This is a genomic window from Streptomyces sp. NPDC004065 (assembly GCF_044903565.1).
Taxonomy (GTDB): domain Bacteria; phylum Actinomycetota; class Actinomycetes; order Streptomycetales; family Streptomycetaceae; genus Streptomyces.
Map to the genome: position 1 here is coordinate 128458 of NZ_JBJDQT010000021.1, position 22180 is coordinate 150637.

Consider the following 22180-nt stretch of genomic DNA (forward strand, 5'->3'; position numbering starts at 1 on the left):
GCTCCCCCCGGGGGGGGGGGGGCGCCCGGGCGGGGGGGGTGGGGTTCCCGGGTCACTGGGGCCCGCACGGGGGGGGGGAGGGGGGGGCCCCCCCCCCCCCCCCCCCCGCCGCGACGACTGACCCCCGGCCGGCACGGACCGGCTCCACGCGGGCGTGCAACCCGCACGGGGACGACTGACCACTGGCCCGGCCCGGACCGGCACGGGTCCACGGGGACGCGGGACCCGCACGGGTACGGCCCCGCAGGGGACGGCCGGCTCCACGCGGACGCCGGACCCGCACGGCTACGCCCCGCACGACTCCACGCGGGCGTGAAACCCGCACGGGTACGGACCCACAGGGGACGGCCGGCTCCACGCGGACGCCGGACCCGTACGGCTACGCCCCGCACGACTCCACGCGGGCGTGAAACCCGCACGGGTACGGACCCACAGGGGACGGCCGGCTCCACGCGGACGCCGGACCCGTACGGCTACGCCCCGCACGACTCCACGCGGGCGTGAAACCCGCACGGGTACCGACCCGCACGGCACCCCGCACAGCTCCACGTGGACGCGGGTCCCGCACGGGTACAGCCCCCGCACGGCTCCACGCGGGCGTGAAACCCGCACGGGTACGGTCCCGCACGGCTCGACGCGGACGAGAGAGACCCGCACGGGTACGGCCGGCCCGGCGCGGGACCCCGCACGGGGCCGTGCCCGCACGGACGCAGGCCCCGCGCGGCGGGGCCGCCCCAGCCGGCGGATCGGCGGTTCCGACCGGCACCGCGGAGAGGCCGCCAACGGCCTGAGGGCGCCGCCACGGTCCCCTGCGGGCGCGACGGCCGACGGCCGCCGCCTGCGCCGGGCGCGTACCGGCCGATGCCGTCGCCTGTGCCCACACGGGCGTACCGGCCGATGCGGACCGCACCGGCCAGGGGACGCCACCTCGGCCGACGGCGGCGCACCAGCGGATGCGGGCGCACGCCCGACGCTGCCGACGCGGGCAGGGCCTCGGCCACCGCTGCCGACGCAAGCGCCGCTGCCGACCCGGCCGCGGGGCGGGCGGGCGCAGTCACCGGCGCGCCGGTGACGTGGAAGGGCCGGGCACCCCCAAGGTGCCCGGCCCCACCCTCCGGTCGGCTGCCGCCGCTCAGCTCCCGCGCGGCGGCAGCCGGCCGTCACTTCCTGCGGCGACGCCCCGCCTTGGCCTGCTTGCGGCGCTCCGCGCGCGTGAGGCCGTCGGACTCGGAGCGGACCGGCTCGTCGTCGGCGACGAAGTCACCCTCGACGACACCGCCCTCGCCGTCCACCGTCGGCGCGGAGAAGTGCAGCTCACGCCGCTGCGGAGCGTCCAGGCCCTTGGCCCGGATCTCGGGACGCGCGCCCGCCTGCGCGGGCACCGCGTCGTGCTTCTCCAGGTCGGCCACCGGCTTGGTGTCCTCGACCGGAACCTCCTCGACCTGCTGCTCGACCTGGACCTCCAGGTTGAACAGGTAGCCGACGGACTCCTCCTTGATGCCCTCCATCATCGCGGTGAACATGTCGAAGCCCTCGCGCTGGTACTCGACCAGCGGGTCCTTCTGCGCCATCGCGCGCAGGCCGATGCCCTCCTGGAGGTAGTCCATCTCGTAGAGGTGCTCGCGCCACTTGCGGTCCAGGACCGACAGCACGACCCGGCGCTCCAGCTCGCGCATGATCTCGGAGCCGAGCTGCGCCTCGCGTGCCTCGTACTGCTCGCGGATGTCCTCCTTGATGGAGTCGCTGATGAACTCCGCCGTCAGGCCCGCGCGGTCGCCCGCCGCCTCCTCCAGCTCCTCGATGGTGACCTTCACCGGGTACAGCTGCCGGAAGGCGCCCCACAGCCGGTCGAGGTCCCAGTCCTCCGGGAAGCCCTCGGCGGTCTCCGCCTGGACGTAGGCGTCGATGGTGTCGTCCATGAAGTGCTGCACCTGCTCCTGCAGGTCCTCGCCCTCCAGGACGCGGCGCCGCTCGCCGTAGATGACCTCGCGCTGGCGGTTGAGGACCTCGTCGTACTTCAGGACGTTCTTGCGGGTCTCGAAGTTCTGCTGCTCGACCTGCGACTGGGCGGAGGCGATGGCGCGCGTGACCATCTTGTTCTCGATCGGCACGTCGTCCGGGACGTTCGCCATCGACATCACGCGCTCGACCATCTGCGCCTTGAACAGACGCATCAGGTCGTCGCCGAGGGAGAGGTAGAACCGGGACTCGCCGGGGTCGCCCTGGCGACCGGAGCGGCCGCGCAGCTGGTTGTCGATACGGCGCGACTCGTGCCGCTCGGTGCCCAGCACGTAGAGGCCGCCCAGCTTCTCGACCTCCTCCTTCTCGGCCTTGACCGCCTCCTCCGCGCGCCGCAGCGCCTCGGGCAGGGCCGCGGCCCACTCCTCGATGTGCTCCTCGGGGTCGAGGCCGCGCTGGCGCAGCTCCGCCTCGGCGAGGTCCTCGGGGTTGCCGCCGAGCTTGATGTCCGTACCGCGGCCGGCCATGTTCGTCGCCACGGTCACCGCGCCCTTGCGGCCGGCCTGGGCGACGATCGACGCCTCGCGCTCGTGGTGCTTGGCGTTGAGCACCTCGTGCTGGATGCCGCGCTTGCTCAGCTGCTGCGAGAGGTACTCCGACTTCTCGACGGAGGTCGTGCCGACGAGGATCGGCTGGCCCTTCTCGTGCTTCTCCGCGATGTCGTCGACGACCGCCTCGAACTTGGCGACCTCAGTGCGGTAGATCAGGTCCGACTGGTCCTTGCGGATCATCGGCTTGTTGGTCGGGATCGGGACCACGCCGAGCTTGTAGATCTGGTGGAACTCGGCGGCCTCGGTCATCGCCGTACCGGTCATGCCGGAGAGCTTGTTGTAGAGGCGGAAGAAGTTCTGCAGGGTGATCGTGGCGAGCGTCTGGTTCTCGTCCTTGATGTCCACCCCTTCCTTCGCCTCGATCGCCTGGTGCATGCCCTCGTTGTAGCGGCGGCCGGCGAGGATACGGCCGGTGTGCTCGTCGACGATCATGACCTCGCCGTCGATGACGACGTAGTCCTTGTCGCGCTTGAAGAGCTCCTTGGCCTTGATGGCGTTGTTGAGGTAGCCGACCAGCGGGGTGTTCACCGACTCGTACAGGTTGTCGATGCCCAGCCAGTCCTCGACCTTGGAGACGCCGGCCTCGTGGATGGCGACCGTGCGCTTCTTCTCGTCGACGTCGTAGTCGCCGGTCTCCTCGATGCCCTTGAGCGGGTTGCCCGCCTCGCCCCGCTTCAGACGCGTGACCAGCTTGGCGAAGTCGCCGTACCACTTGGTGGCCTGGTCGGCGGGGCCGGAGATGATCAGCGGTGTACGGGCCTCGTCGACGAGGATCGAGTCGACCTCGTCGACGATGGCGAAGTTGTGGCCGCGCTGGACCAGCTCGTCCTTCGACCAGGCCATGTTGTCGCGCAGGTAGTCGAAGCCGAACTCGTTGTTCGTGCCGTAGGTGATGTCGCAGGCGTACTGCTCGCGGCGCTGGGCCGGGGTCATGTTGGCCAGGATGCAGCCGACCGACAGGCCCAGGAACTTGTGGACGCGGCCCATCATCTCCGAGTCGCGCTCGGCCAGGTAGTCGTTGACCGTGACGATGTGGACGCCGTCTCCGGACAGGGCGTTCAGATACGCGGGCAGGGTGCCGACGAGCGTCTTGCCCTCACCGGTCTTCATCTCCGCCACATAGCCCATGTGCAGCGCGGCGCCGCCCATCATCTGGACGTCGTAGTGACGCTGGCCGAGGACGCGCTTGGCCGCCTCGCGCACCGTGGCGAACGCCTCCGGCAGCAGGTCGTCCAGGCTCTCGCCGTCGGCGTACCGCTGCTTGTACTCATCGGTGAGGGCCCGCAGCTCGGCGTCGGAGAGGTCGACGAAGTCCTCTTCGATGGAGTTGACCTGGTCCGCGATGCGGTGCAGCTTGCGCAGGATCTTGCCTTCGCCTGCACGCATGATCTTCGAGAGGACGGACACGGGGGTTGGTCTCCTTGCCGGTCGGGCCTGGGACGGTCGGTTTCCATTTGACTGACTGAGCAACGGCCATCGTATGCGAGGACACGGCCAAGCCGGGAGGGCCTGCCGTGGCGGCTCCCGTCCGCATCGGGTCGTCGCCCCTACAGGGGACAACGGACGGGGGCCGCCGATGGTGCCGCGCCGCGGTCACGAATTGCGCGAAACGTGACCGCCCCCTCACCCGGCGCGAAAAGGAATGGCGCCCCTCGCGGCCGCCGCGCAGAATCGGCCGATGGAACCCGTCACGCTCACCACCGACCGTCTGCTGCTGCGCACGGTGGGTCCCCAGGACACCGACGCGGTGTACGCCGCCGCGCAGGACCCGGAGATCCAGCGCTGGACCACCGTGCCCTCGCCCTACCACTACGAGCACGCGCAGAGCTTCACCGGGCAGCTGGTCCCGGAGGGCTGGGCCGACGGCTCCATGTTCACGTTCGGCCTGTTCCTGCCCGGCGGGGACCTGGTGGGCATGCTCGGGATCACCATGCGCTCCCTCGGCGAGGCGGAGATCGGCTACTGGTGCACCAAGGAGCACCGGGGCAACGGCTACGTCACCGAGGCCGCCCGCGCCGCCGCCCGCTGGGCCTTCACCGACGTGGCCGTCGACCGGCTGGAGTGGCGCGCCGAGGTCGGCAACCACGCCTCGCGCGCGGTGGCCGAGCGGCTGGGCTTCACCCTGGAGGGCACCCTGCGCTCCGCCCTCAACAACAACGGCGTCCGGCGGGACTGCTGGGTGGGCTCCCTGCTCCCCTCCGACCTGGAACTGCCCTCCACGGCCCCCTACCTCCCCGCACCCGCCCGATCCGCGGCCGACCCCTCCGCAGCCGCCCGGTCCGCATCCGGCCGATCCGCATCCGGCCGATCCGCGGCCGACCGATCCGCGGCCGACCGATCCGCGGCCGGCCGATCCGCGGCCGACCGGTAGCCGCCGGGCACCGGGACCGGGGGCGGGCCGGGGCGCGCGCGGCCGGGGGCCCGGGGGCCGGGACGCCCGGAAGCCCAGAGACCTGGAAGCCCGAGGAGCCCGGAGACCCCGAGGCCCGGGAAGCCGACAGACCCGGAAGCCCCGAGACCCGGAGGCCGGGGGCCCGGAAGCCGGGAGGCCGGCAGCCCCGGGAGGCCCAGGGCCTGGAGGCCGGGAGACCGGGAGGCCTGGGGCCGGGACGCCCAGAGACCCGGAAGCCCGGGAGCCCGGAAGGCCAGAGGCCCGGGGGCCTGGAAGTCGGAGGCCGGGAGGCCCAGAGACCCGGGAGCCCCGAGACCCGGAGGCCGGGAGGACCGGAAGTCGGGCGGCCCAGAGCCCCGGAGGCCGGGAGGACCGGAAGCCGGGGTCCGGAGGCCGGGAGGCCGGGAGGCCCGGAGACCCGGAGGGCCGGAGGCCGAAAGGCCTCCCGGCCGGACCGGCGCGCGTTGTCAGTGGCAGCGCCTATCGTGCCCAGCATGACGACCGCTCCGCGTCCCACCACCGACCTCACGGCGGACGAAGCCCGCCGCATCGCGTTGCGCGCCCAGGGGCTGCTGGGCGCCCCGGACCGCAGGTCCGGAGTCCGCGGCGTCCTGCGGCACCTCGGCGCGGTCCAGCTGGACACCATCTCGGTCCTGGCCCGCTCCCACGAGCTCATCCCCTACGCCCGCCTCGGCGCCGTAGGGCGCGCGACGGTCGAGGACGCCTACTGGAAGGACACCCACGCCTTCGAGTACTGGTCGCACGCCGCGTGCATCCTCCCCATCGAGGAGTGGCCGCACTTCGCCTTCCGCCGCCGCGCCTACCGCAACCGCCCGCACTGGAACCACGAACTGCCCGACGGCGCCTACGACCGCGTCGTCAAGCAGCTGCGCGCCGAAGGCCCGCTGACCGCCACGGAGTTGGGCGGCGCCAAGCGGACCAGCGAGTGGTGGGACTGGTCCGGCGAGAAGGTGGCCGTCGAGCGCGCCCTGATGTACGGCGAGGTGGTCTGCGTGGAACGCCGCGGCTGGAAGCGCGTCTACGACCTCGCCGAGCGCGCGGTCCCCGCCGAGCTGCTGCACGACGAACTGGACGACGCCGAATGCGTGCGCCGCCTGGTCCGGCTGGCCGGCCAGGCCCTCGGCGTGGGCACACGCGCCGACATCGCCGACTACCACCGCCTCAAGGGCGAGCAGGTCGACGCGGTCATAGCGGACTCCGGCCTGGTCCCGGTCACGGTCGAGGGCTGGGGCAGGCCGGCCTGGGCGGACCCGGCGGCGCTTGCGACGCCCCCGCGCGGCCGTCACCGCACCACGCTGCTGTCCCCCTTCGACTCACTGATCTGGGAACGCGCCCGCACCGAGCGCATCTTCGGCTTCACCCACCGCCTGGAGGCCTACGTCCCCAAGCCCAAGCGCGTCTACGGCTACTTCGCGATGCCGGTGCTCGCCGGCGGCCGTCTCGTCGGCCGGGTCGACCCCGCACGGGCGGGCCGCACCCTGGTGGCCAGGCAGGTCACGCTGGACGGCGCCAGGGCCGTGCCCGCGGTCGCACAGGCGCTGCTCGAGGCGGCGAGCTGGGTGGACTGCACGGACGTACGGGTCGAACGGGTGGACGTCCCCGAGCTGCGCGAGGCCCTCGTCCGGGAACTGGCCCGCGCGACCGGCTGACCCGGCCGCCAGGGATCAGCGGCCGGCGGATCAGCGGCCGGCCGTCAGCGGATCTCGAGGATCTTCTCCCGCATCGCGTACACCACCGCCTCCATCCTGGAGTGCAGCTGAAGCTTCTCCAGGATGTTGCGGACGTGGTTCTTCACCGTGTTCTCGGAGATGAACAGCTCCTTGGCGATGTCCCGGTTGTTCATGCCCGTGGCGACGAGCTTGAGGACTTCCAGCTCCCGGTCGGTCAGCCGGGGGGCGGGCACGAGACGGCGCTCGTCGGTCCGCTGGATCATCGACTTGAACTCGGTCAGCAGCTTGGAGGCCATCGACGGGCTGATCTGCGACTGGCCGTCGGCCACCGCCCGGATGGCGGTGGCCACCTCGTCGGTGGAGATCTCCTTCAGGAGGTAGCCGGTCGCGCCCGCCTTGATGGCGTCGTAGAGGTCGGCCTCCTCGTCGCTTATCGTCAGCATGATGATCTTGGCGCTGGGTGCGACCTCCTTGATGGAGGTGCACGCCTCGATGCCCCCGCGCCGGGGCATCCGCACATCCATCAGCACGATGTCGGGCAGCAGGTCGGCGGCCTTGTCGACGGCCTCGGCGCCGTCGCCCGCCTCGCCCACGACCTGGATGTCCTCCTCGGCGGCGAGCACGATCTCCAGTCCGCGACGGAAGAGCGCGTGGTCGTCCACGACAAGGACTCTGATCGGCTCCTTGCGTGGGGTGCCCGCCTCCGGGCCCATGCCGGCGACGCCGTCGTCGGCGTCCTCGTCGCGCATCGGTCCGAAGCTGTCCGCCATCGTGTTCCTCCCCCTGAGGCTGTGGCCTGGTCTGTCGTGCCGTGGCCAACCCGAGGCAACGGCCCATCGGTTGAGCCGTTGCCGCCATGATTCCATGTCCGGCCGGCACTGCGGTGTCCCAGCGGTGCGCCGGGGGTCGCACACCGGTGCCCCTGGGGGCGCACACGCGCTCCAGGGGCACCGGCTCAGCTGTCGGCCGGGTGGGTCAGCCGCCCAGCGTGCCGCCCGCCTCGGGAGAGTGCGTCTGGGTGACCATGGTGTCCGTCCTGAGGTGGATCACGCCGTAGTCGTAGGCGTGGCGCCGGTAGACGACGCTCGGTTCCTTCGTCTCGGAGTCGACGAACAGATAGAAGTCGTGCCCGACCAGCTCCATCTCGTACAGGGCCTGGTCGAGGGTCATGGGGGAGGCGACGTGGGTCTTCTCGCGGACGACGAGGGGGCCGTCCCCCTGCACCTCGAGCGAGCCGACCTTCTTGGTGGGCACCTGGCCCGTTTCCGCGTCCGGGGTGGCCGTGCCGCCGCCCAGCGTGGCCACGCCCGGCACGTGGTCGGGTACCTCCGCCGCCGAGATCCGGCGCGTGCCGCGCCGCGAGAAACGCTTGTCGTGCTGCTTGCGCAGCCGGGCTCCCAGCTTCTCCGCCGCCAGGTCGAGTGCCGCGTACGGATCGCTGGCCGCTGCCTCTGCCCGGATCACCGGACCGCGGGAGCGGAGCGTGATCTCCACTCGGTCACAGCGGTCGGCCTGTCGGGGGTTGGGCTCCTTGGACACCTCGACGTCGAGGCTGATCACCTTGCCATCGAGCTTCTGGATCTTCTCCAGGTTCAGCTTCTCGGCCACGTGCTTCCGGAACCGCTCGGGCACCTCGGTCTTGCGGCCCTTGACGACGATGTCCACGCAGAACTCCGTTCCCGGATCGCTCCGCTCTCGGGCGGAGCATCTCCCTTTTGCACCCGGTTCCGGTGAGCACCGGAACCTCGGACTCGGTGACGTCCACCTCCTCCTCCCCCGTGGGCGAGATCTCCACCCGGCCGGCCCGGGTGATTCCGCATAACCCAGGGCACGGCATTCGGATTTGAGGGGTATGGCCTGCGCCTTTCCCTCACAACCGAACATATCTCGCTCGGACGGATGACGTCACCCTCTACTGCCGCGTACCTCCGTTCAGGTGAATTGACCCTCTCATTACCTGCAACGACGCAAGATCTCGATCAGTTCCAGTTCATTTCGAAGGAATCCGGTGACGCCGCCACGACGGCCGCGCGGATCATGTCACCGCTTCCGAACGCACCCGCCAATTCCGATGCGCCATACACCGGGTTCCCCTCCTCCCGGTTTGATCCCGGCTTCCGTTCCCCCATCCCTTCCCGGGTCCGCGCCCGGTACACAGCCGCGTACCCGGCCGGCGCCGTCCTGCCCCCCGCCACCGTCGACATTCCGCCTCCGGCCGCCGTGGTCGTCATTCCCGCCACCGCCCCTGCGCGCACCGCACGGATCACCGCGCGGGCCGCCTCCGTCAGGGAGGCGCCGGTCGTCATGAGGTCGTCGACGACCACGACCGGCCCGGCCGACAGCAGCCGTGCGCCACCGGGCACAACCTGAAGCGCACCCGCCAGGTTCGCCAGCCGCTGCCGGGAGTCCAGCCCGGACTGGTCCGCCACGGCACGCCGCTGCCGCAGCACCGCGAGCACCCGCGCGGGCCGGCCGCACCGCCGCAGCTCACCGGCGGCCGCGAGGGCGATCCGCCGCACCGGATCATGCCCGCGCGCCCGCACCGCCCGACGGGCCGAAGGCACGGGAACGAGCAGCACGGGCCCGCCCCCGCCCCCTCCCCCACCCCCGTCCCACCCGCTCCTCCACCCTGTTCCTGGTCCTGCTCCCTGCTCCGCCCCCGGTTCCCTCCCCAGCTCCGGTTCATCCGCCCTCGACGGGCTCGTCAGCGGCCGGACCCCGGCAGCCGGCCGTGCCCACGCCGCCCGCCGCTCCACGTCCGCCAGCGCGGCCCGCACCGCGCCGGCCAGAGCGGTCCCCAGCGGAGCCGCCAGGGCCAGCGCGCCACGCTCCTTGTGGGCGAGGAGGGCGGCCCTCACCTCGTCCGTGTAGGGAGCCGCCGCGTACACCGCCGGAAGGCCGGCCGGCTCCGGCACCGGCCGCACCCGCCGCGGAGCACGGCCGCTCAGGGCGTCACGGCACCGTGGACAGAGCACCGCGCGCGGCCTGCCGCAGCCAGCGCACTCCGCCGGCAGTACCAGGTCGGTCAGGTCCCGCCACCACCCGCGCATGGCCACCACTGTGCCCAAGGCCCGCCGTCCCGGACACCCCTGTGGAAAACGTCCTGTGGACAACACACCGCGGCGGACGACCCCGCCAGCGGGAGACCCCGCGCGCAGGTCCGGGCCACCGGCACACTCTGCCTACCCGGCCCACCGCTCACCCGACTCGCACGGCCCACCTGGCTCACCCGGCTCACCGCTGCCCCGGGCACCGGCCACCAGCCTCCGGCCGACCCGACCGATCAGGCCGACCAGCCCGACCGACCCCAACGACCCGACCGACCAGGCCGACCAGACCGACCGCCCCGACGGGACCGGCCGGGCTCACCCGGGATAGACCGGCGCCGACCCTTCCTTGACCACCTTCTGCCACTGCGCCCCGGTCGGCAGACGGACGATCCCGTCCTCCGAGTACGCCACCAGCGGCAGCCGCTCGTCGTCCGACGCGGCGATCGACTGCACCCCGGTGAGCGCGGCCGGCGCCGGCCCCTCGGGTGTGGACCCGTCGACCTGGGCGTACCGCATCGTCTGCACGCCGTCGTGCTCGCGTCCGGCCACCACGAGCCGGCTGTCGCCCGCCCACGACATGGCCGAGACGTCCTCGAGCTCCGGCGCGGCGGGACGCAGTTCGAGCACCGAGACCACCGGCTGCTCCCCGGCCTTCTCCTCGCGTTCGATCCGTCCGACGAGCAGGGACCGGTTGCCGTCCTTGCGCTGCACGACCAGCGCGATCCGGACACCGTCCGCGGCCACCCGCACCGCGTTCACCCGCCCGTCGAGCCCGGGAACGCGCGCCTCGATCGGCCGGCCCGTGCCCTGCTCCAGCACCAGCAGCCGCGGCCGGGCCGGGTCGCGGTCGGCCACCCACAGGTCACCACGCGCGTCCCAACTGGGCGCCGTCAGCCGGTCGTTCTCGGTCTTGCCCGCGCTCTGCAGCACCGGGGCGTCGAGCGGCCCTCCCGTCACCAGCGACCCGACGTACAGCGACTTGCGGTCGATGCCCACGGCCGCGGCGGTGTGCTCGTCCCACGAGACGGCCGCCGCCCTGACCCGCTGGACGCCCTCGCCCAGCGCCCCCGGCACCGGTTCCACGGCCGCCGCGGTGCCGGAGCCGGGAATCCGCACCAGCCGGTGCTTGTCGTCCACGAAGTACAGGTACTCCGGCCGCTTCACCGATCCGCGCGCGGCGACCGCGACGGCCCGTTCCTCGTCGAGGCTGCACAGCGTGCTGCCGTCGGCTCGCTGCAGTTCGACCGTGTCCACGGTCGGCGTCAGGCTCTGCAGGGTGAACAGCAGCTGCGTCGCCATCTCCGTGCACTGCCGGCGTCCGGCGCGGGACGCCTTCTCGTTCAGCGGCACGGTCAGTCTGTTCTGGTCGTCCGGCGTCAGCGCGACGACTCCCCGGCGCAGTGCCGTGCCGGTCGGGAAGCTCGACCGGACGACGGGTCGCAGCCAGCGCGTGGGCCCGCTCAGCAGCGAGCGCACCATCCGCGTCATCGCGTCCACCCGCCGCCGTACGTAGACGGGTTCGGCGACGGCCGTCGCCGGACCGGCCGCGGTCGCGGTCGCGCCGGTGGGGACGTTGGACGCGAAGTAGTACTTGTTGACGGACATGTAGTTGCGCTGGAAGTCGGACTGGCCCATGACCACGCCCTGCGGGAGCGCGTCGATGCGCCACTGCCGTGACTTCCGGTCCCGCACCAGGTGCACCGACTGACCGTACCGGCCGTCGAGCGGCGTGTAGGACTGCTGGTCGTCCACCCGGGCCACCTTGTTGCCGGTCAGCGTGAACGCGTATTCGTCGGTGTCGTCGTGGCCCGTCGTGCGGTCGACCTGGATGTCGGGTCCGCTGGCGAGCACGGTCGTGGACGACTCCGGCCGCCACTGCCGTGAGGCGGCACCGGTCAGATACTGCCGGGCCGTCGCGTACGTGGGGTCGTCGCTGGTCAGGGCCTCCAGGAAGCCCTGCACGATCTCCGCCGGCGAGGCGTCCTCGGCGGGCGGCATGGCGAACACGCGGACCTCGGTGTCCTGGCGCGGGGTGGACTCCACGTCCCGCAGGTCCCCGCCGTCGGGCATGGTGGCGCAGCCCGCCAGCAGTACGATCCCGCAGGCGGCGAGCGCCACCGCGCGCATCGGCCGCCGCCGCGCGCCCCCCTCGCGGTCAGCGCCCACGAAATGCCTCCCCTTGCTCGCGTGTCTCCCGCGTCCCGGCTCCCTCCGGGGTCACGGGGTCCGCCGTCTCGTACCCGGCTCCGTCCAGCGTCTCCTGCGTCGTCTGCCGGGGCATCGCAGCCGGTGCCGTCCCGGACTCCGGTGACAGTTCCCCGGCGGTTGCGGGGGTCCCGGCGGTGGCCCACCGCGTTTCCGTGGCGGCCGCCCCGGAAAGCTGTACGGCCTCCACGACAGACCCGGCACCCGCCACAGGCCCGGCACCCGAGGCCTCCGCCGAACCCGAGGCGTCCGAGGTGTCCGCCGCGCTGCCGCAGGCGTCCCCCGTGCCGGAGGAGTCCGCCGCGCTGCCCGCGGCGCTCGGCGTGCTCAACGCGCTCGGCGCGCTCGGCGCGCTCGGCGCGCTCGACGTGTCCGAGAGGGCCGGCGCGGACGGCCCGGAAGGCCGTGCGGCGGCGTTCGGGGCGGGCCGGGACACCACACGGGCGCCGCTGCCGGGCAGTGCCGTCGGGTCGGCCGTGGGGGGCGCCGTGGCCTGCCTGGGCACGATGGGGTGCCGCGACGGCGCCGTCCCCGGCTCGCCGGCCGGCTGCACGGGCACGGTGGCCCGCTTGCCGCCGTCGTGCGACGGGCCGGCGTCGCCGGGGCCGCGGTTGCGGCGGGAGTCCATCGGCTCCAGCGGGATCGGGGAGCCCCTCAACGGCTCGTCCGCGGTCCTGGGCAGCGTCAGCCGGAACTGGGAGCCGCCGCCCGGCTCGCCCCACGCCTGCAGCCAGCCGCCGTGCAGCCGGGCGTCCTCCAGGGCGATCGACAGCCCCAGACCCGTACCGCCGGTGGTGCGCGCGCGTGCCGGGTCGGCCCGCCAGAAGCGGCTGAAGACGCGGGTCGCCTCGCCCGGCTTGAGCCCGACGCCGTAGTCGCGCACCGCGACGGCGACCGCGCCGCCCGCCGACGCCAGCTTGACCACCACGTCCTTGCCCTCGCCGTGCTCCACGGCGTTGACGACGAGGTTGCGCAGCACGCGCTCCACGCGCCGTGCGTCGGCCTCGGCGACGACGGGCTGCTGGTCGCCGACGACGCGGATACGGGTGCCCTTGCGCTCGGCGAGCGGCTCGGCGCCGCTGACGACCCGGCGCACGACGTCCCTCAGGTCGATCGGCTCGGCCTCGAGGGCCGCGGCGCCCGCGTCGAAGCGGCTGATCTCCAGCAGGTCCGCCAGCAGCGACTCGAACCGGTCGAGCTGGTCGGCGAGCAGCTCCGCGGACCGCGCGGTGACCGGGTCGAAGTCCTCCCGTGCCTCGTGGATGACGTCGGCGGCCATCCGCACGGTGGTCAGCGGTGTGCGCAGTTCGTGGGAGACGTCGGAGACGAACCGCCGCTGCATCCGCGACAGGTCCTCCAGCTGTGAGATCTTCAGCTGCAGGTTCTGCGCCATCTTGTTGAAGGCCTCGCCGAGCCGCGCGATGTCGTCCTCGCCGGTGACCTTCATCCGCTCCTGCAGCCGTCCGGCGGACAGCCGCTCGGCGACCCCGGCGGCCATCCGCACCGGGGTGACGACCTGCCGCACCACCAGCCACGCGATCGCCCCGAGCAGGACGACGACGAACAGTCCCGCGGTCGCCAGCGTCCCCTTGACCAGGCTCAGCGACTTCTCCTCCTGGCTGAGCGGGAAGAGGTAGTAGAGCTGGTACGGGTCGCCGTTGGGGTCGTTGACCTGCTTGCCGATGACGAGGGCGGGCTGCGACTCCTTGTCGGGGTCCTTGTAGACGATGCGGGTGTAGCTCTGCGCGGCCACCACGCTGGTGTCGATCCGCGCCCGCAGTCCCTCGGGCACGCTCGCCGTCGGGTCCACGCCGCCGGAGGCGCGCGGGCCGCGCCCGCCGCCGCCGTCGTCGCCCGCGGGCAGCGTGACCACGTCGAAGGCGCCCTGGCCGCCGCTGGAGAGGGACGACACGAGCTCGCTCATCCAGGAGATGACGTTCTGGGAGGAGTGGCCGTCGCCCGGTGAGGCGTCGTCGGGGGTGCCGCCGGCCGCCTCGTCGGCCTTCTGCTTGGCCACCGCGAAGCCACCGGTGGCCTGGCTCTGCGACGCCTTCACCTTGGCGTCCAGCAGCCCGTTGCGGACCTGGCCGATGACGACGAAGCCGAGCAGCAGGACGACGCCCAGCGACATCAGCAGGGTGGTCGCGACGACCTTGAGCTGGATGTTGCGCCGCCACAGCCGCATGACCGGCAGCAGCGGCCGGCGCACCCAGCGCAGCAGCAGACGCAGGACCGGGCTGCCCTGCACTCCGCCGTGCAGCAGCCCGCCCTCGAACAGGCGCCCCCAGCGGGAGCCCGCGTTCCGCCGGCCGACAGGCCGCTCCGCGCGGGTCCCGGGCCGGCCGGGCGCCGAAGCGGTGCTGTCCCCGGACATGTCAGCTCGGCCCGGCCTTGTACCCGACACCACGCACGGTCACCACGATCTCCGGCTTCTCCGGGTCCTTCTCGACCTTGGACCGCAGACGCTGGACGTGCACGTTCACCAGCCGGGTGTCTGCCGCGTGGCGGTAGCCCCAGACCTGCTCCAGGAGCACCTCGCGGGTGAACACCTGCCACGGCTTGCGGGCGAGGGCGACCAGCAGGTCGAACTCCAGGGGCGTCAGCGCGATCGACTGCCCGTCCCGCTTCACGGAGTGACCGGCCACGTCGATGACGAGGTCACCGATGGTCAGCTGCTCCGGCGCGGGCTCCTCCGACCTGCGCAGCCGTGCCCGGATGCGGGCCACCAGCTCCTTGGGCTTGAACGGCTTGACGATGTAGTCGTCGGCGCCGGACTCCAGTCCCACGACGACGTCCACGGTGTCGCTCTTGGCCGTCAGCATCACGATCGGCACGCCCGACTCGCCCCGGATCAGCCGGCACACCTCGATGCCGTCGCGGCCGGGCAGCATCAGATCCAGCAGCACCAGATCGGGCTTGGCCTCCCGGAACGCGGCCAGCGCCTTGTCGCCGTCGGCTACGAAAGACGGCTCGAAACCTTCACCACGCAGCACGATGCCGAGCATCTCGGCCAGTGCGGTGTCGTCGTCGACGACAAGGACTCGTCCCTTCATAAACGACATCATCCCATTCTCGTAACGGTGGCGAAGATCCAGGTGAGGCACCTCACTGGCCTGTGACGATAGTCGTACGGGGCCGTCACTGTCTGCCCTCGTCCCGAGAAGGGATCACGCTTGCCGGCCGGCCGTCGTGTGCCGGGACCTCGCGCACAGCTCCGCGAGCCCCTTGGCCGTCACCGGGGAGACGACGCCCTCCTCGGTGACGATCGCCGTCACCAGCTCCGGCGGGGTGATGTCGAAGGCCGGGTTGTAGGCCGTCGTCCCCAGCGGCGCGACCGGGAACCCGCCGCCGGCTCCCGTGACCGGGGCCTGGGGGGCGAGGATCTCGGTGACCTCGTAGCTCGGGCGCTGCTCGACCTCGATGGAGGCGCCGTCGGGGGTGTCCGGGTCCACCGTCGTCACCGGCGCCACCACGATGAACGGCACATGGTGGTAGCGCGCGAGGACGGCGAGCGGATAGCTGCCCACCTTGTTCGCCACGGAGCCGTCGGCCGCGATGCGGTCCGCGCCCACCAGCACCGCGTCGACCTCGCCGGCCGCGAACAGCGAGCCCGCCGCGTTGTCCGTGAGCAGGGTGTACGCCAGGCCGTGCCGGGCCGCCTCGTACGCCGTGAGCCGGGCGCCCTGGAGCAGCGGCCGGGTCTCGTCCACCCACAGCCGCCGCAGCCGCCCCTCGCGGTGCGCGGCGAGCACCACCGCGAACGCCGTGCCCTCCCCGCCGGACACCAGCGCCCCGGTGTTGCAGTGGGTCAGGACGCGGTGCCCGCCCGCGGGCAGCAGCTCGTCCAGTAGCGCCAGCCCGTGCTCGGCCATCCGGGCGCTGGCCCGGGCGTCCTCCAGGTGCAGCTGGCGTGCCGCGGCCAGCGCCGCCGGGGCGGCCTGCCGGGGGTCACCGGTCTTGGCGAGCGCCGCGTGGTAGGCGGACTGCGCCCGGCGCACCCCCACGGCGAGGTTCACCGCGGTGGGCCGGGCGGCCGCCAGGGCGGCCGCGGCGTCGTCCACGTCGAATCCGCGGGCGGCGGCGAGCGCGACGCCGTACGCCCCGGCGATGCCCAGCAGCGGCGCTCCGCGCACCGCGAGCGAGCGGATCGCCTCCACCAGCGCCGGCGCGTCCGTGCACACCAGCTCGACCTCCTCGGCGGGCAGCCGGGTCTGGTCGAGGAGGACCACGACCGGGCCCTCGGGCGGCTCCTCCCAGCGGATGGCCGGTGTCCCGGCCGGCAGGTTGTCCTCGCGGGTCTGCGCGTACTGATCACCCATGTCGTCAGTCTGCCCCGTATCCGGCGGACAATTGAAGCTACGCAGCCGCCACCTCGGCCGGTCACCCGAAGACCACCCCATGGCACGATGGCTGCCGATCCGCCGCCGCGACCGCGGACGGGCACTTCGAAGGAGCGACGATGACAGACACTCCGGGCTGGGCCTCGCCCGGATCCGCCCCGTCCGACGGGCAGGAACCCGGGGCGTCCGGTCCTGCCGACGCCGCCGGCCGCCCCGGCCCCGCGCAGCCCGCGGACCAGCCGGAGGCCCGGCCGCAGGGTCCCGGCGTGAAGTGGTCCAAGGAGCAGCCGCCCGCGGGCCAGTGGTCCGCGCCGGCCGGTCCCCAGGCCCCCGGCCAGGGTCCGCCGCCGCCCCCGCCGCCGCCCGGCTCCGGCTGGGGCGGCCGGCCCCCCGCCGGCGGCTACGGCCCGCCCCCGGGAGGCCACGGCCCGCCCGGCGGCCCCGGCGGAGGCTACGGCGGCCCCGGCGGCTACACCCCCTGGGGCTCCGGCTGGGGCGGTCCGCCCCCCGCCGCCAAACCCGGAGTGATACCGCTGCGCCCGCTCGGCGTCGGCGAGATCCTCGACGGCGCCGTCTCCACCATGCGCGCGCACTGGCGCACCGTCCTGGGCGTCTCCCTGGCCGTCGCCGTCGTCACCCAGATCGTCGTCGTCCTCGTCCAGGGCCTGGCCCTGAGGAACCTGGCCAACAGCGAGGCGCTCAACGACCCGGACGCGAGCCCCCGCGAGCTGCTGCGTGCCATGGGCGACTCCCTGATCGGAACGGGATTCGTCTTCGTCGTCACCATGATCGGTACGGTGCTCGCCACCGCGCTGCTCACCACGGTCACCAGCCGCGCGGTCCTCGGCCGGCGGGTCACCCTCGGCGAGGCCTGGCGCGACGCTCGCCCGCAGGTGCTCAAACTGTTCGGGCTGATCCTCCTGCTGCTGCTGATCGGCGCGGTCGTGCTGGGCATCGGCATCCTGCCCGGCGTCCTCGTCGCCGTCGCCGGATCGCCCGTGGCGGGTATCGCGCTCGCCTTCCTGGGCGGCCTCGGCGCGAGCGTGGTCGCCCTGTGGCTCGGCGTCCGCTTCTCCCTCGCCTCGCCCGCGCTGATGCTCGAGAAGCAGGGCGTCCGGCAGGCCATGAGCCGCTCGGCCAAGCTGGTGCGCGGCTCCTGGTGGCGGGTCTTCGGCATCCAGCTGCTGGCCGCGGTCATCGTCGCCGTCGTCTCGGCCGTCGTCGCCATCCCCTTCGGCCTGATCGCCGCCGCGTCCACCGGAGACGGCATCTCCGGCCTGCTCAACGGCACCGGCGACCTCGGCTGGACGTACTACATCATCAGCGGCGTCGGAGCCGTGATCGGCTCCATGATCAAGTTCCCGATCTCGGCCGGTGTCACCGTGCTGCTCTACATCGACCAGCGCATCCGCCGCGAGGCACTCGACCTGGAACTGGCCCGCGCCGCCGGCGTCCAGGACCCCGGCCACGGCACCCCCGCCTCGGGGAGCTGATGGCGTGAGCCTTCCGGGGGGAGTTCTCACCGCGCTGCCCGCGCTCCCGCGCGCGGCGGACGAAGCCGTACGGCCGCTGCTGCGCGCCCACGGCGCGGCCGTCCTCGCCCGGCCGCGCTCCGGCGCCGAACCGCCGGTGACCGTCCCGCGCGATCCCGCGCGCGAGGCGGCCCGGCGGGAGCTGTCCAAGCGGATGTACCACGAGAACGACCCCGGCCTGCTGCAACGCGCCCTCGACCGGTTCTGGGACTGGGTCGGCAGGCTCTTCGACTCCGCCTCGGCCGCCACCCCCGGCGGCACCCTGGGCCTCGTCGTCGTCATCGTCGCCGTACTGGCCGTACTGGGCGCCCTGTGGTGGCGCCTGGGCACACCACGCCGCGAACCCTTCTCCGCCCCCGCCCTCTTCGACGACCGGCCCCGCAGCGCCGCCGAACACCGCGCGGCGGCCGAGGCACACGCCGCCCAGGGCCACTGGAGCCAGGCCGTCCAGGAACGGATGCGGGCCATCGTCCGCTCCCTGGAGGAACGCGCCCTCCTCGACATCCGGCCCGGCCGCACCGCCGACGAGGCCGCCGCCGAGGCCGGCCGCACCCTCCCCGAGCACACCGACCGGCTCCGAGCCGCCGCCCGCCACTTCGACGACGTCACATACGGCGGCCGCCCGGCCACCGAGCAGTCGTACCACCGCATCGCCGGCCTCGACACCGACCTGGAACACGCCAAACCCCGCCTCACCAGCACCGGCACCGGCGGCCGGGGCACGGCCCCCGACACCCACCGGGGAGCCGCCGGATGACCACCGAGGCCACCCCCACGCCCACCTCCACCTCGCCGACCGCCCGCCAGGTGTGGACCCGCACGCGCGGCATCCTGCTCGCGCTCGTGCTCCTCCTCGTGGCGGCGCTCGCCCTCGCCGTGCTCCGCAGCAGCGACCACCACGGCCGCCTCGACCCGCGCTCCGCCGACCCCTACGGCAGCCACGCCGTCGCCGCACTCCTCGCCGGCCACGGCGTCTCCACCCGTGTGGTCACCACCCTCGACCAGGCACGCCGCGCCGCCGGTCCGGACACGACCCTGCTGGTCGCCGCCCCCGACCTGCTGACGAACGCCCAGCAGTCCCGGCTGCGCGAGGCGACCGGCCCGTCCGGCGGACGCACCGTCCTCGTCGCCCCCGACAGCCCCTCCGTCGGCGGCCTCGCCCCCGGCGTCACCGCCGAACCGGCACCCGCCTTCGACACCACCCTCGCGCCCGCGTGCACCCTGCCCGCCGCCCGGCGCGCCGGCACCGCCGACACCGGCGACGGCATCCGCTACTCCACCACCGCCCGCGACGCCGACGCCTGCTACCCCAGCGACGGCCTGCCCACCGTGCTGCGCCTGCCGCAGACCACGGGCGGCGACACGGTCGTCCTCGGCTCGCCCGGCATCCTCTACAACGACCGCCTCGACCAGCAGGGCAACGCCTCGCTCGCCCTCCAACTCCTCGGCTCCCGCCCCCATCTCGTCTGGTACCTCCCCTCACTGTCCGACGTGCCGGCCCCCGACACCGGAAAGCGCGGCTTCTTCGAACTGCTGCCCTCCGGCTGGCTGTGGGGCACCCTCCAGCTCTTCGTCGCCGCCGCCCTGGCCGCCCTGTGGCGGGCACGCCGGTTCGGTCCTCTCGTCCCCGAACGTCTCCCCGTCGCGATCCGCGCCTCCGAGACCGTCGAAGGCCGCGCCCGTCTCTACCGCAAGGCGAACGCCCGCGACCGCGCCGGCACCGCTCTGCGCTCCACCACCCGCACCCGCCTCGCCCCCCTCCTGGGCGTCCCCGTCGCCCAGGCACACTCACCCGAGGCCCTGCTTCCGGCGCTGTCCGCCCACCTCGGCGGCGACACACAGCCCCTGCACGACCTGCTCTTCGGCCCGCCGCCCGGTGACGACGCGGCCCTCGTCTCCCTCGCCGACCGACTCGACGCCCTCGAAAGAGAGGTACGCCGTTCATGATGGACCCGACCACTGACAACGCCGGGCCGAGCGGGGACCCGGGCGGCGCCCGGTCCGCGCTGGAGTCGCTGCGCTCCGAGATCGCCAAGGCCGTGGTCGGCCAGGATCCCGCCGTGACCGGTCTCGTCGTCGCGCTGCTGTGCCGTGGCCACGTCCTGCTCGAAGGCGTCCCCGGCGTCGCCAAGACCCTGCTGGTCCGCACCCTCGCCGCGGCCCTCGAAGTCGACACCAAGCGCGTGCAGTTCACCCCCGACCTCATGCCGAGCGACGTGACCGGCTCACTCGTCTACGACGCCCGCACCGCGGAGTTCTCCTTCCAGCCCGGCCCGGTCTTCACCAACCTCCTCCTGGCCGACGAGATCAACCGCACCCCGCCCAAGACCCAGTCCTCGCTGCTGGAGGCCATGGAGGAACGCCAGGTCACCGTCGACGGCACCCCGCGCCGGCTCCCCGACCCGTTCCTCGTCATCGCCACCCAGAACCCCGTCGAGTACGAGGGCACCTATCCCCTGCCCGAGGCCCAGCTCGACCGGTTCCTGCTCAAACTGACGATCCCGCTGCCCTCCCGGGAGGACGAGATCGACGTGCTCGCCCGCCACGCCGCGGGCTTCGACCCGCGCGACCTCGCCACGGCCGGCGTCCGCCCGGTGGCCGGCCCCGCCGACCTGGACGCCGCCCGCGCCGCGATCGCCAGGACGACCGTCTCCCCCGAGATCACCGCCTACGTCGTCGACCTCTGCCGGGCCACCCGCGAATCGCCGTCCCTCACCCTGGGCGTCTCCCCGCGCGGGGCGACGGCCCTGCTGTCCACGGCCCGTGCCTGGGCCTGGCTGACCGGCCGCGACTACGTGATCCCCGACGACGTCAAGGCCCTCGCCCTGCCCACCCTGCGCCACCGCGTGCAGCTCCGCCCGGAGGCGGAGATGGAGGGGGTCACCGCCGACTCGGTCATCAACGCCGTCCTCGCCCACGTCCCGGTCCCCCGCTGATGGCGCTCACCGGACGCACCGCGCTCCTCGCGGCCCTGGGCTCCCTGCCCGTCGGCATCTGGGACGCCGGCTGGACGGGCATCCTCGCCGTGAACGCCCCCCTGGCCGTGGCCTGCGCCTGCGACTACGCCCTCGCGGCTCCGGTACGACGCCTCGGCCTCACCCGCTCCGGCGACACCTCCGTGCGCCTGGGCCAGTCCGCCGACGTCACCCTGACCGTCACCAACCCCTCCCGCCGCCCCCTGCGCGCCCGGATCCGGGACGCCTGGCCGCCCAGCAGCTGGCAGCCCGGAACGGAGACCGCGGCCTCCCGGCACCGGGTGACCGTGCCGCCCGGCGAACGCCGCCGCCTCACCACCCGTCTGCGGCCCACCCGCCGCGGCGACCGCCTGGCGGACCGCGTCACGATCCGCTCCTACGGCCCCCTCGGTCTCGTCTCCCGCCAGGGCACCCACAAGGTCCCGTGGACGGTCCGCGTCCTACCGCCGTTCACCAGCCGCAAGCACCTGCCGTCCAGGCTGGCCCGGCTCAGGGAACTGGACGGCCGCACCAGCGTGCTCACCCGCGGCGAGGGCACGGAGTTCGACAGCCTGCGCGAGTACGTCCCCGGGGACGACACCCGGTCCATCGACTGGCGCGCCACCGCCCGCCAGTCCGCGGTCGCCGTGCGCACCTGGCGCCCGGAACGCGACCGCCACATCCTGCTGGTGCTCGACACCGGCCGGACCTCCGCGGGCCGTGTGGGCGACGCCCCCCGCCTGGACGCCGCCATGGACGCGGCCCTGCTGCTCGCCGCCCTGGCCTCCCGTGCCGGCGACCGGGTCGGCCTCCTCGCCTACGACCGCAGGGTGCGCGCGTCGGTGCAGGGCAGGGCCGCCGGCGACCTGTTGCCGTCCCTGGTCAACGCCATGGCCACGCTGGAGGCGGAACTCGTCGAGACCGACGCCCGGGGCCTGGCGGCCACAGCACTTCGTACGGCGCCACGACGCTCCTTGATCGTCCTGCTGACCACCCTGGACGCGGCTCCCGTCGAGGAGGGCCTGCTGCCCGTGCTGCCCCAGCTGACCCAGCGCCACACGGTCCTCGTGGCCGCGGTGGCCGATCCCCACGTCGCCCGGATGGCCGGCGCCCGGGGGACCGTGGAGGCGGTGTACGAGGCCGCCGCGGCGGCCCGGGCCCGGACCGAGCGGCAGCGCACGGCGGAACAGCTCCGCCGCCATGGCGTGACGGTCGTGGACGCGACACCGGACGATCTGGCGCCGGCGCTGGCGGACGCGTACCTGGCCCTGAAGGCGGCCGGACGGCTGTGAGGGGCGACGCGGGTCCGGTGTGCTCAGGACCGCATCGGCGAACCGGTCCACAACCGGTCCACAACGCAGAAAACCCCGCACCGTGAGGTGCGGGGTTTTCCCAAGAATTGTTCGGCGGTGTCCTACTCTCCCACAGGGTCCCCCCTGCAGTACC

At 73.6% G+C, this 22180-nt stretch carries 15 protein-coding genes; 7 read left to right on the forward strand and 8 right to left on the reverse strand.

What is annotated here, in order from left to right; translation table 11 throughout:
• Nucleotides 1–1160: 1160 nt before the first annotated feature.
• Entirely contained in the window at nt 1161–3977 is a 2817-nt protein-coding gene (secA, locus tag ACI2LW_RS22230) for a preprotein translocase subunit SecA (RefSeq protein WP_404732940.1), read from the reverse strand.
• 271 nt (nt 3978–4248) lie between these two features.
• On the opposite strand from secA, the gene ACI2LW_RS22235 reads away from it, so the two are divergent.
• Nucleotides 4249–4941, forward strand: coding sequence for a GNAT family N-acetyltransferase (locus tag ACI2LW_RS22235; protein ID WP_404732941.1), 693 nt, complete (start codon nt 4249–4251; stop codon nt 4939–4941).
• Nucleotides 4942–5456: 515 nt separating this feature from the next.
• A complete protein-coding gene (locus tag ACI2LW_RS22240) occupies nt 5457–6632 on the forward strand; it encodes a winged helix-turn-helix domain-containing protein (protein ID WP_404732942.1) in 1176 nt (391 codons plus the stop codon).
• A gap of 44 nt (nt 6633–6676) precedes the next feature.
• Here ACI2LW_RS22240 and ACI2LW_RS22245 read toward each other — a convergent pair whose 3' ends face one another.
• The 7 genes from ACI2LW_RS22245 to mtnA all read right to left on the reverse strand — a co-directional run bounded on the left by ACI2LW_RS22245 (nt 6677) and on the right by mtnA (nt 16227).
• Nucleotides 6677–7423 carry a response regulator gene (locus ACI2LW_RS22245; protein WP_404732943.1) on the reverse strand — a complete coding sequence of 249 codons (747 nt, stop codon included), beginning with the start codon at nt 7421–7423 and terminating at the stop codon, nt 6677–6679.
• 205 nt (nt 7424–7628) lie between these two features.
• Complete coding sequence (gene hpf / locus ACI2LW_RS22250; RefSeq protein WP_404732944.1) at nt 7629–8318, reverse strand: ribosome hibernation-promoting factor, HPF/YfiA family; 690 nt, start codon at nt 8316–8318, stop codon at nt 7629–7631.
• A 314-nt stretch (nt 8319–8632) separates the two neighbouring features.
• Nucleotides 8633–9703: a ComF family protein gene (locus ACI2LW_RS22255; protein WP_404732945.1), complete on the reverse strand. Its 1071-nt coding sequence runs from the start codon at nt 9701–9703 to the stop codon at nt 8633–8635.
• 315 nt (nt 9704–10018) lie between these two features.
• Nucleotides 10019–11869: an LpqB family beta-propeller domain-containing protein gene (locus ACI2LW_RS22260; RefSeq protein WP_404732946.1), complete on the reverse strand. Its 1851-nt coding sequence runs from the start codon at nt 11867–11869 to the stop codon at nt 10019–10021.
• Nucleotides 11859–14282, reverse strand: a complete 2424-nt coding sequence (gene mtrB / locus ACI2LW_RS22265; protein ID WP_404732947.1) for an MtrAB system histidine kinase MtrB — start codon at nt 14280–14282, stop codon at nt 11859–11861. The genes ACI2LW_RS22260 and mtrB overlap by 11 nt, the downstream gene beginning before the upstream one ends.
• Before the next feature lies 1 nt (nt 14283).
• The gene (mtrA, locus tag ACI2LW_RS22270; protein ID WP_404732948.1) at nt 14284–14973 is read right to left on the reverse strand and encodes a two-component system response regulator MtrA; all 690 of its coding nucleotides are present in this window, start codon (nt 14971–14973) and stop codon (nt 14284–14286) included.
• Between the two features lie 102 nt (nt 14974–15075).
• Nucleotides 15076–16227, reverse strand: coding sequence for an S-methyl-5-thioribose-1-phosphate isomerase (mtnA, locus tag ACI2LW_RS22275; RefSeq protein WP_404732949.1), 1152 nt, complete (start codon nt 16225–16227; stop codon nt 15076–15078).
• Between the two features lie 140 nt (nt 16228–16367).
• Here mtnA and ACI2LW_RS22280 point away from each other — a divergent pair, with 140 nt between their 5' ends.
• Genes ACI2LW_RS22280 through ACI2LW_RS22300 form a run of 5 tightly spaced genes read left to right on the forward strand, consistent with a single transcriptional unit; the run spans nt 16368 to nt 22026 of the window.
• Nucleotides 16368–17741, forward strand: coding sequence for a glycerophosphoryl diester phosphodiesterase membrane domain-containing protein (locus ACI2LW_RS22280; RefSeq protein WP_404732950.1), 1374 nt, complete (start codon nt 16368–16370; stop codon nt 17739–17741).
• A 4-nt stretch (nt 17742–17745) separates the two neighbouring features.
• Complete coding sequence (locus tag ACI2LW_RS22285) at nt 17746–18537, forward strand: DUF4129 domain-containing protein (protein WP_404732951.1); 792 nt, start codon at nt 17746–17748, stop codon at nt 18535–18537.
• A complete protein-coding gene (locus ACI2LW_RS22290; protein WP_404732952.1) occupies nt 18534–19727 on the forward strand; it encodes a DUF4350 domain-containing protein in 1194 nt (397 codons plus the stop codon). The genes ACI2LW_RS22285 and ACI2LW_RS22290 overlap by 4 nt, the downstream gene beginning before the upstream one ends.
• The gene (locus tag ACI2LW_RS22295) at nt 19727–20716 is read left to right on the forward strand and encodes an AAA family ATPase (RefSeq protein WP_404732958.1); all 990 of its coding nucleotides are present in this window, start codon (nt 19727–19729) and stop codon (nt 20714–20716) included. Before ACI2LW_RS22290 ends, ACI2LW_RS22295 begins: the two co-directional genes overlap by 1 nt.
• Nucleotides 20716–22026 carry a DUF58 domain-containing protein gene (locus tag ACI2LW_RS22300; RefSeq protein ID WP_404732953.1) on the forward strand — a complete coding sequence of 437 codons (1311 nt, stop codon included), beginning with the start codon at nt 20716–20718 and terminating at the stop codon, nt 22024–22026. Before ACI2LW_RS22295 ends, ACI2LW_RS22300 begins: the two co-directional genes overlap by 1 nt.
• Nucleotides 22027–22180: the final 154 nt, after the last annotated feature.

Excerpts from the sequence above, each read along its gene's own strand:
- ACI2LW_RS22235 (WP_404732941.1), top strand. The coding sequence starts at position 4,249 with ATGGAACCCGTCACGCTCACCACCGACCGTCTGCTGCTGCGCACGGTG.
- ACI2LW_RS22240 (WP_404732942.1), top strand. The coding sequence starts at position 5,457 with ATGACGACCGCTCCGCGTCCCACCACCGACCTCACGGCGGACGAAGCC.
- ACI2LW_RS22245 (WP_404732943.1), bottom strand. The coding sequence starts at position 7,423 with ATGGCGGACAGCTTCGGACCGATGCGCGACGAGGACGCCGACGACGGC.
- ACI2LW_RS22255 (WP_404732945.1), bottom strand. The coding sequence starts at position 9,703 with ATGCGCGGGTGGTGGCGGGACCTGACCGACCTGGTACTGCCGGCGGAG.
- mtrB (WP_404732947.1), bottom strand. The coding sequence starts at position 14,282 with ATGTCCGGGGACAGCACCGCTTCGGCGCCCGGCCGGCCCGGGACCCGC.
- mtrA (WP_404732948.1), bottom strand. The coding sequence starts at position 14,973 with ATGATGTCGTTTATGAAGGGACGAGTCCTTGTCGTCGACGACGACACC.
- mtnA (WP_404732949.1), bottom strand. The coding sequence starts at position 16,227 with ATGGGTGATCAGTACGCGCAGACCCGCGAGGACAACCTGCCGGCCGGG.
- ACI2LW_RS22280 (WP_404732950.1), top strand. The coding sequence starts at position 16,368 with ATGACAGACACTCCGGGCTGGGCCTCGCCCGGATCCGCCCCGTCCGAC.
- ACI2LW_RS22290 (WP_404732952.1), top strand. The coding sequence starts at position 18,534 with ATGACCACCGAGGCCACCCCCACGCCCACCTCCACCTCGCCGACCGCC.
- ACI2LW_RS22295 (WP_404732958.1), top strand. The coding sequence starts at position 19,727 with ATGGACCCGACCACTGACAACGCCGGGCCGAGCGGGGACCCGGGCGGC.
- ACI2LW_RS22300 (WP_404732953.1), top strand. The coding sequence starts at position 20,716 with ATGGCGCTCACCGGACGCACCGCGCTCCTCGCGGCCCTGGGCTCCCTG.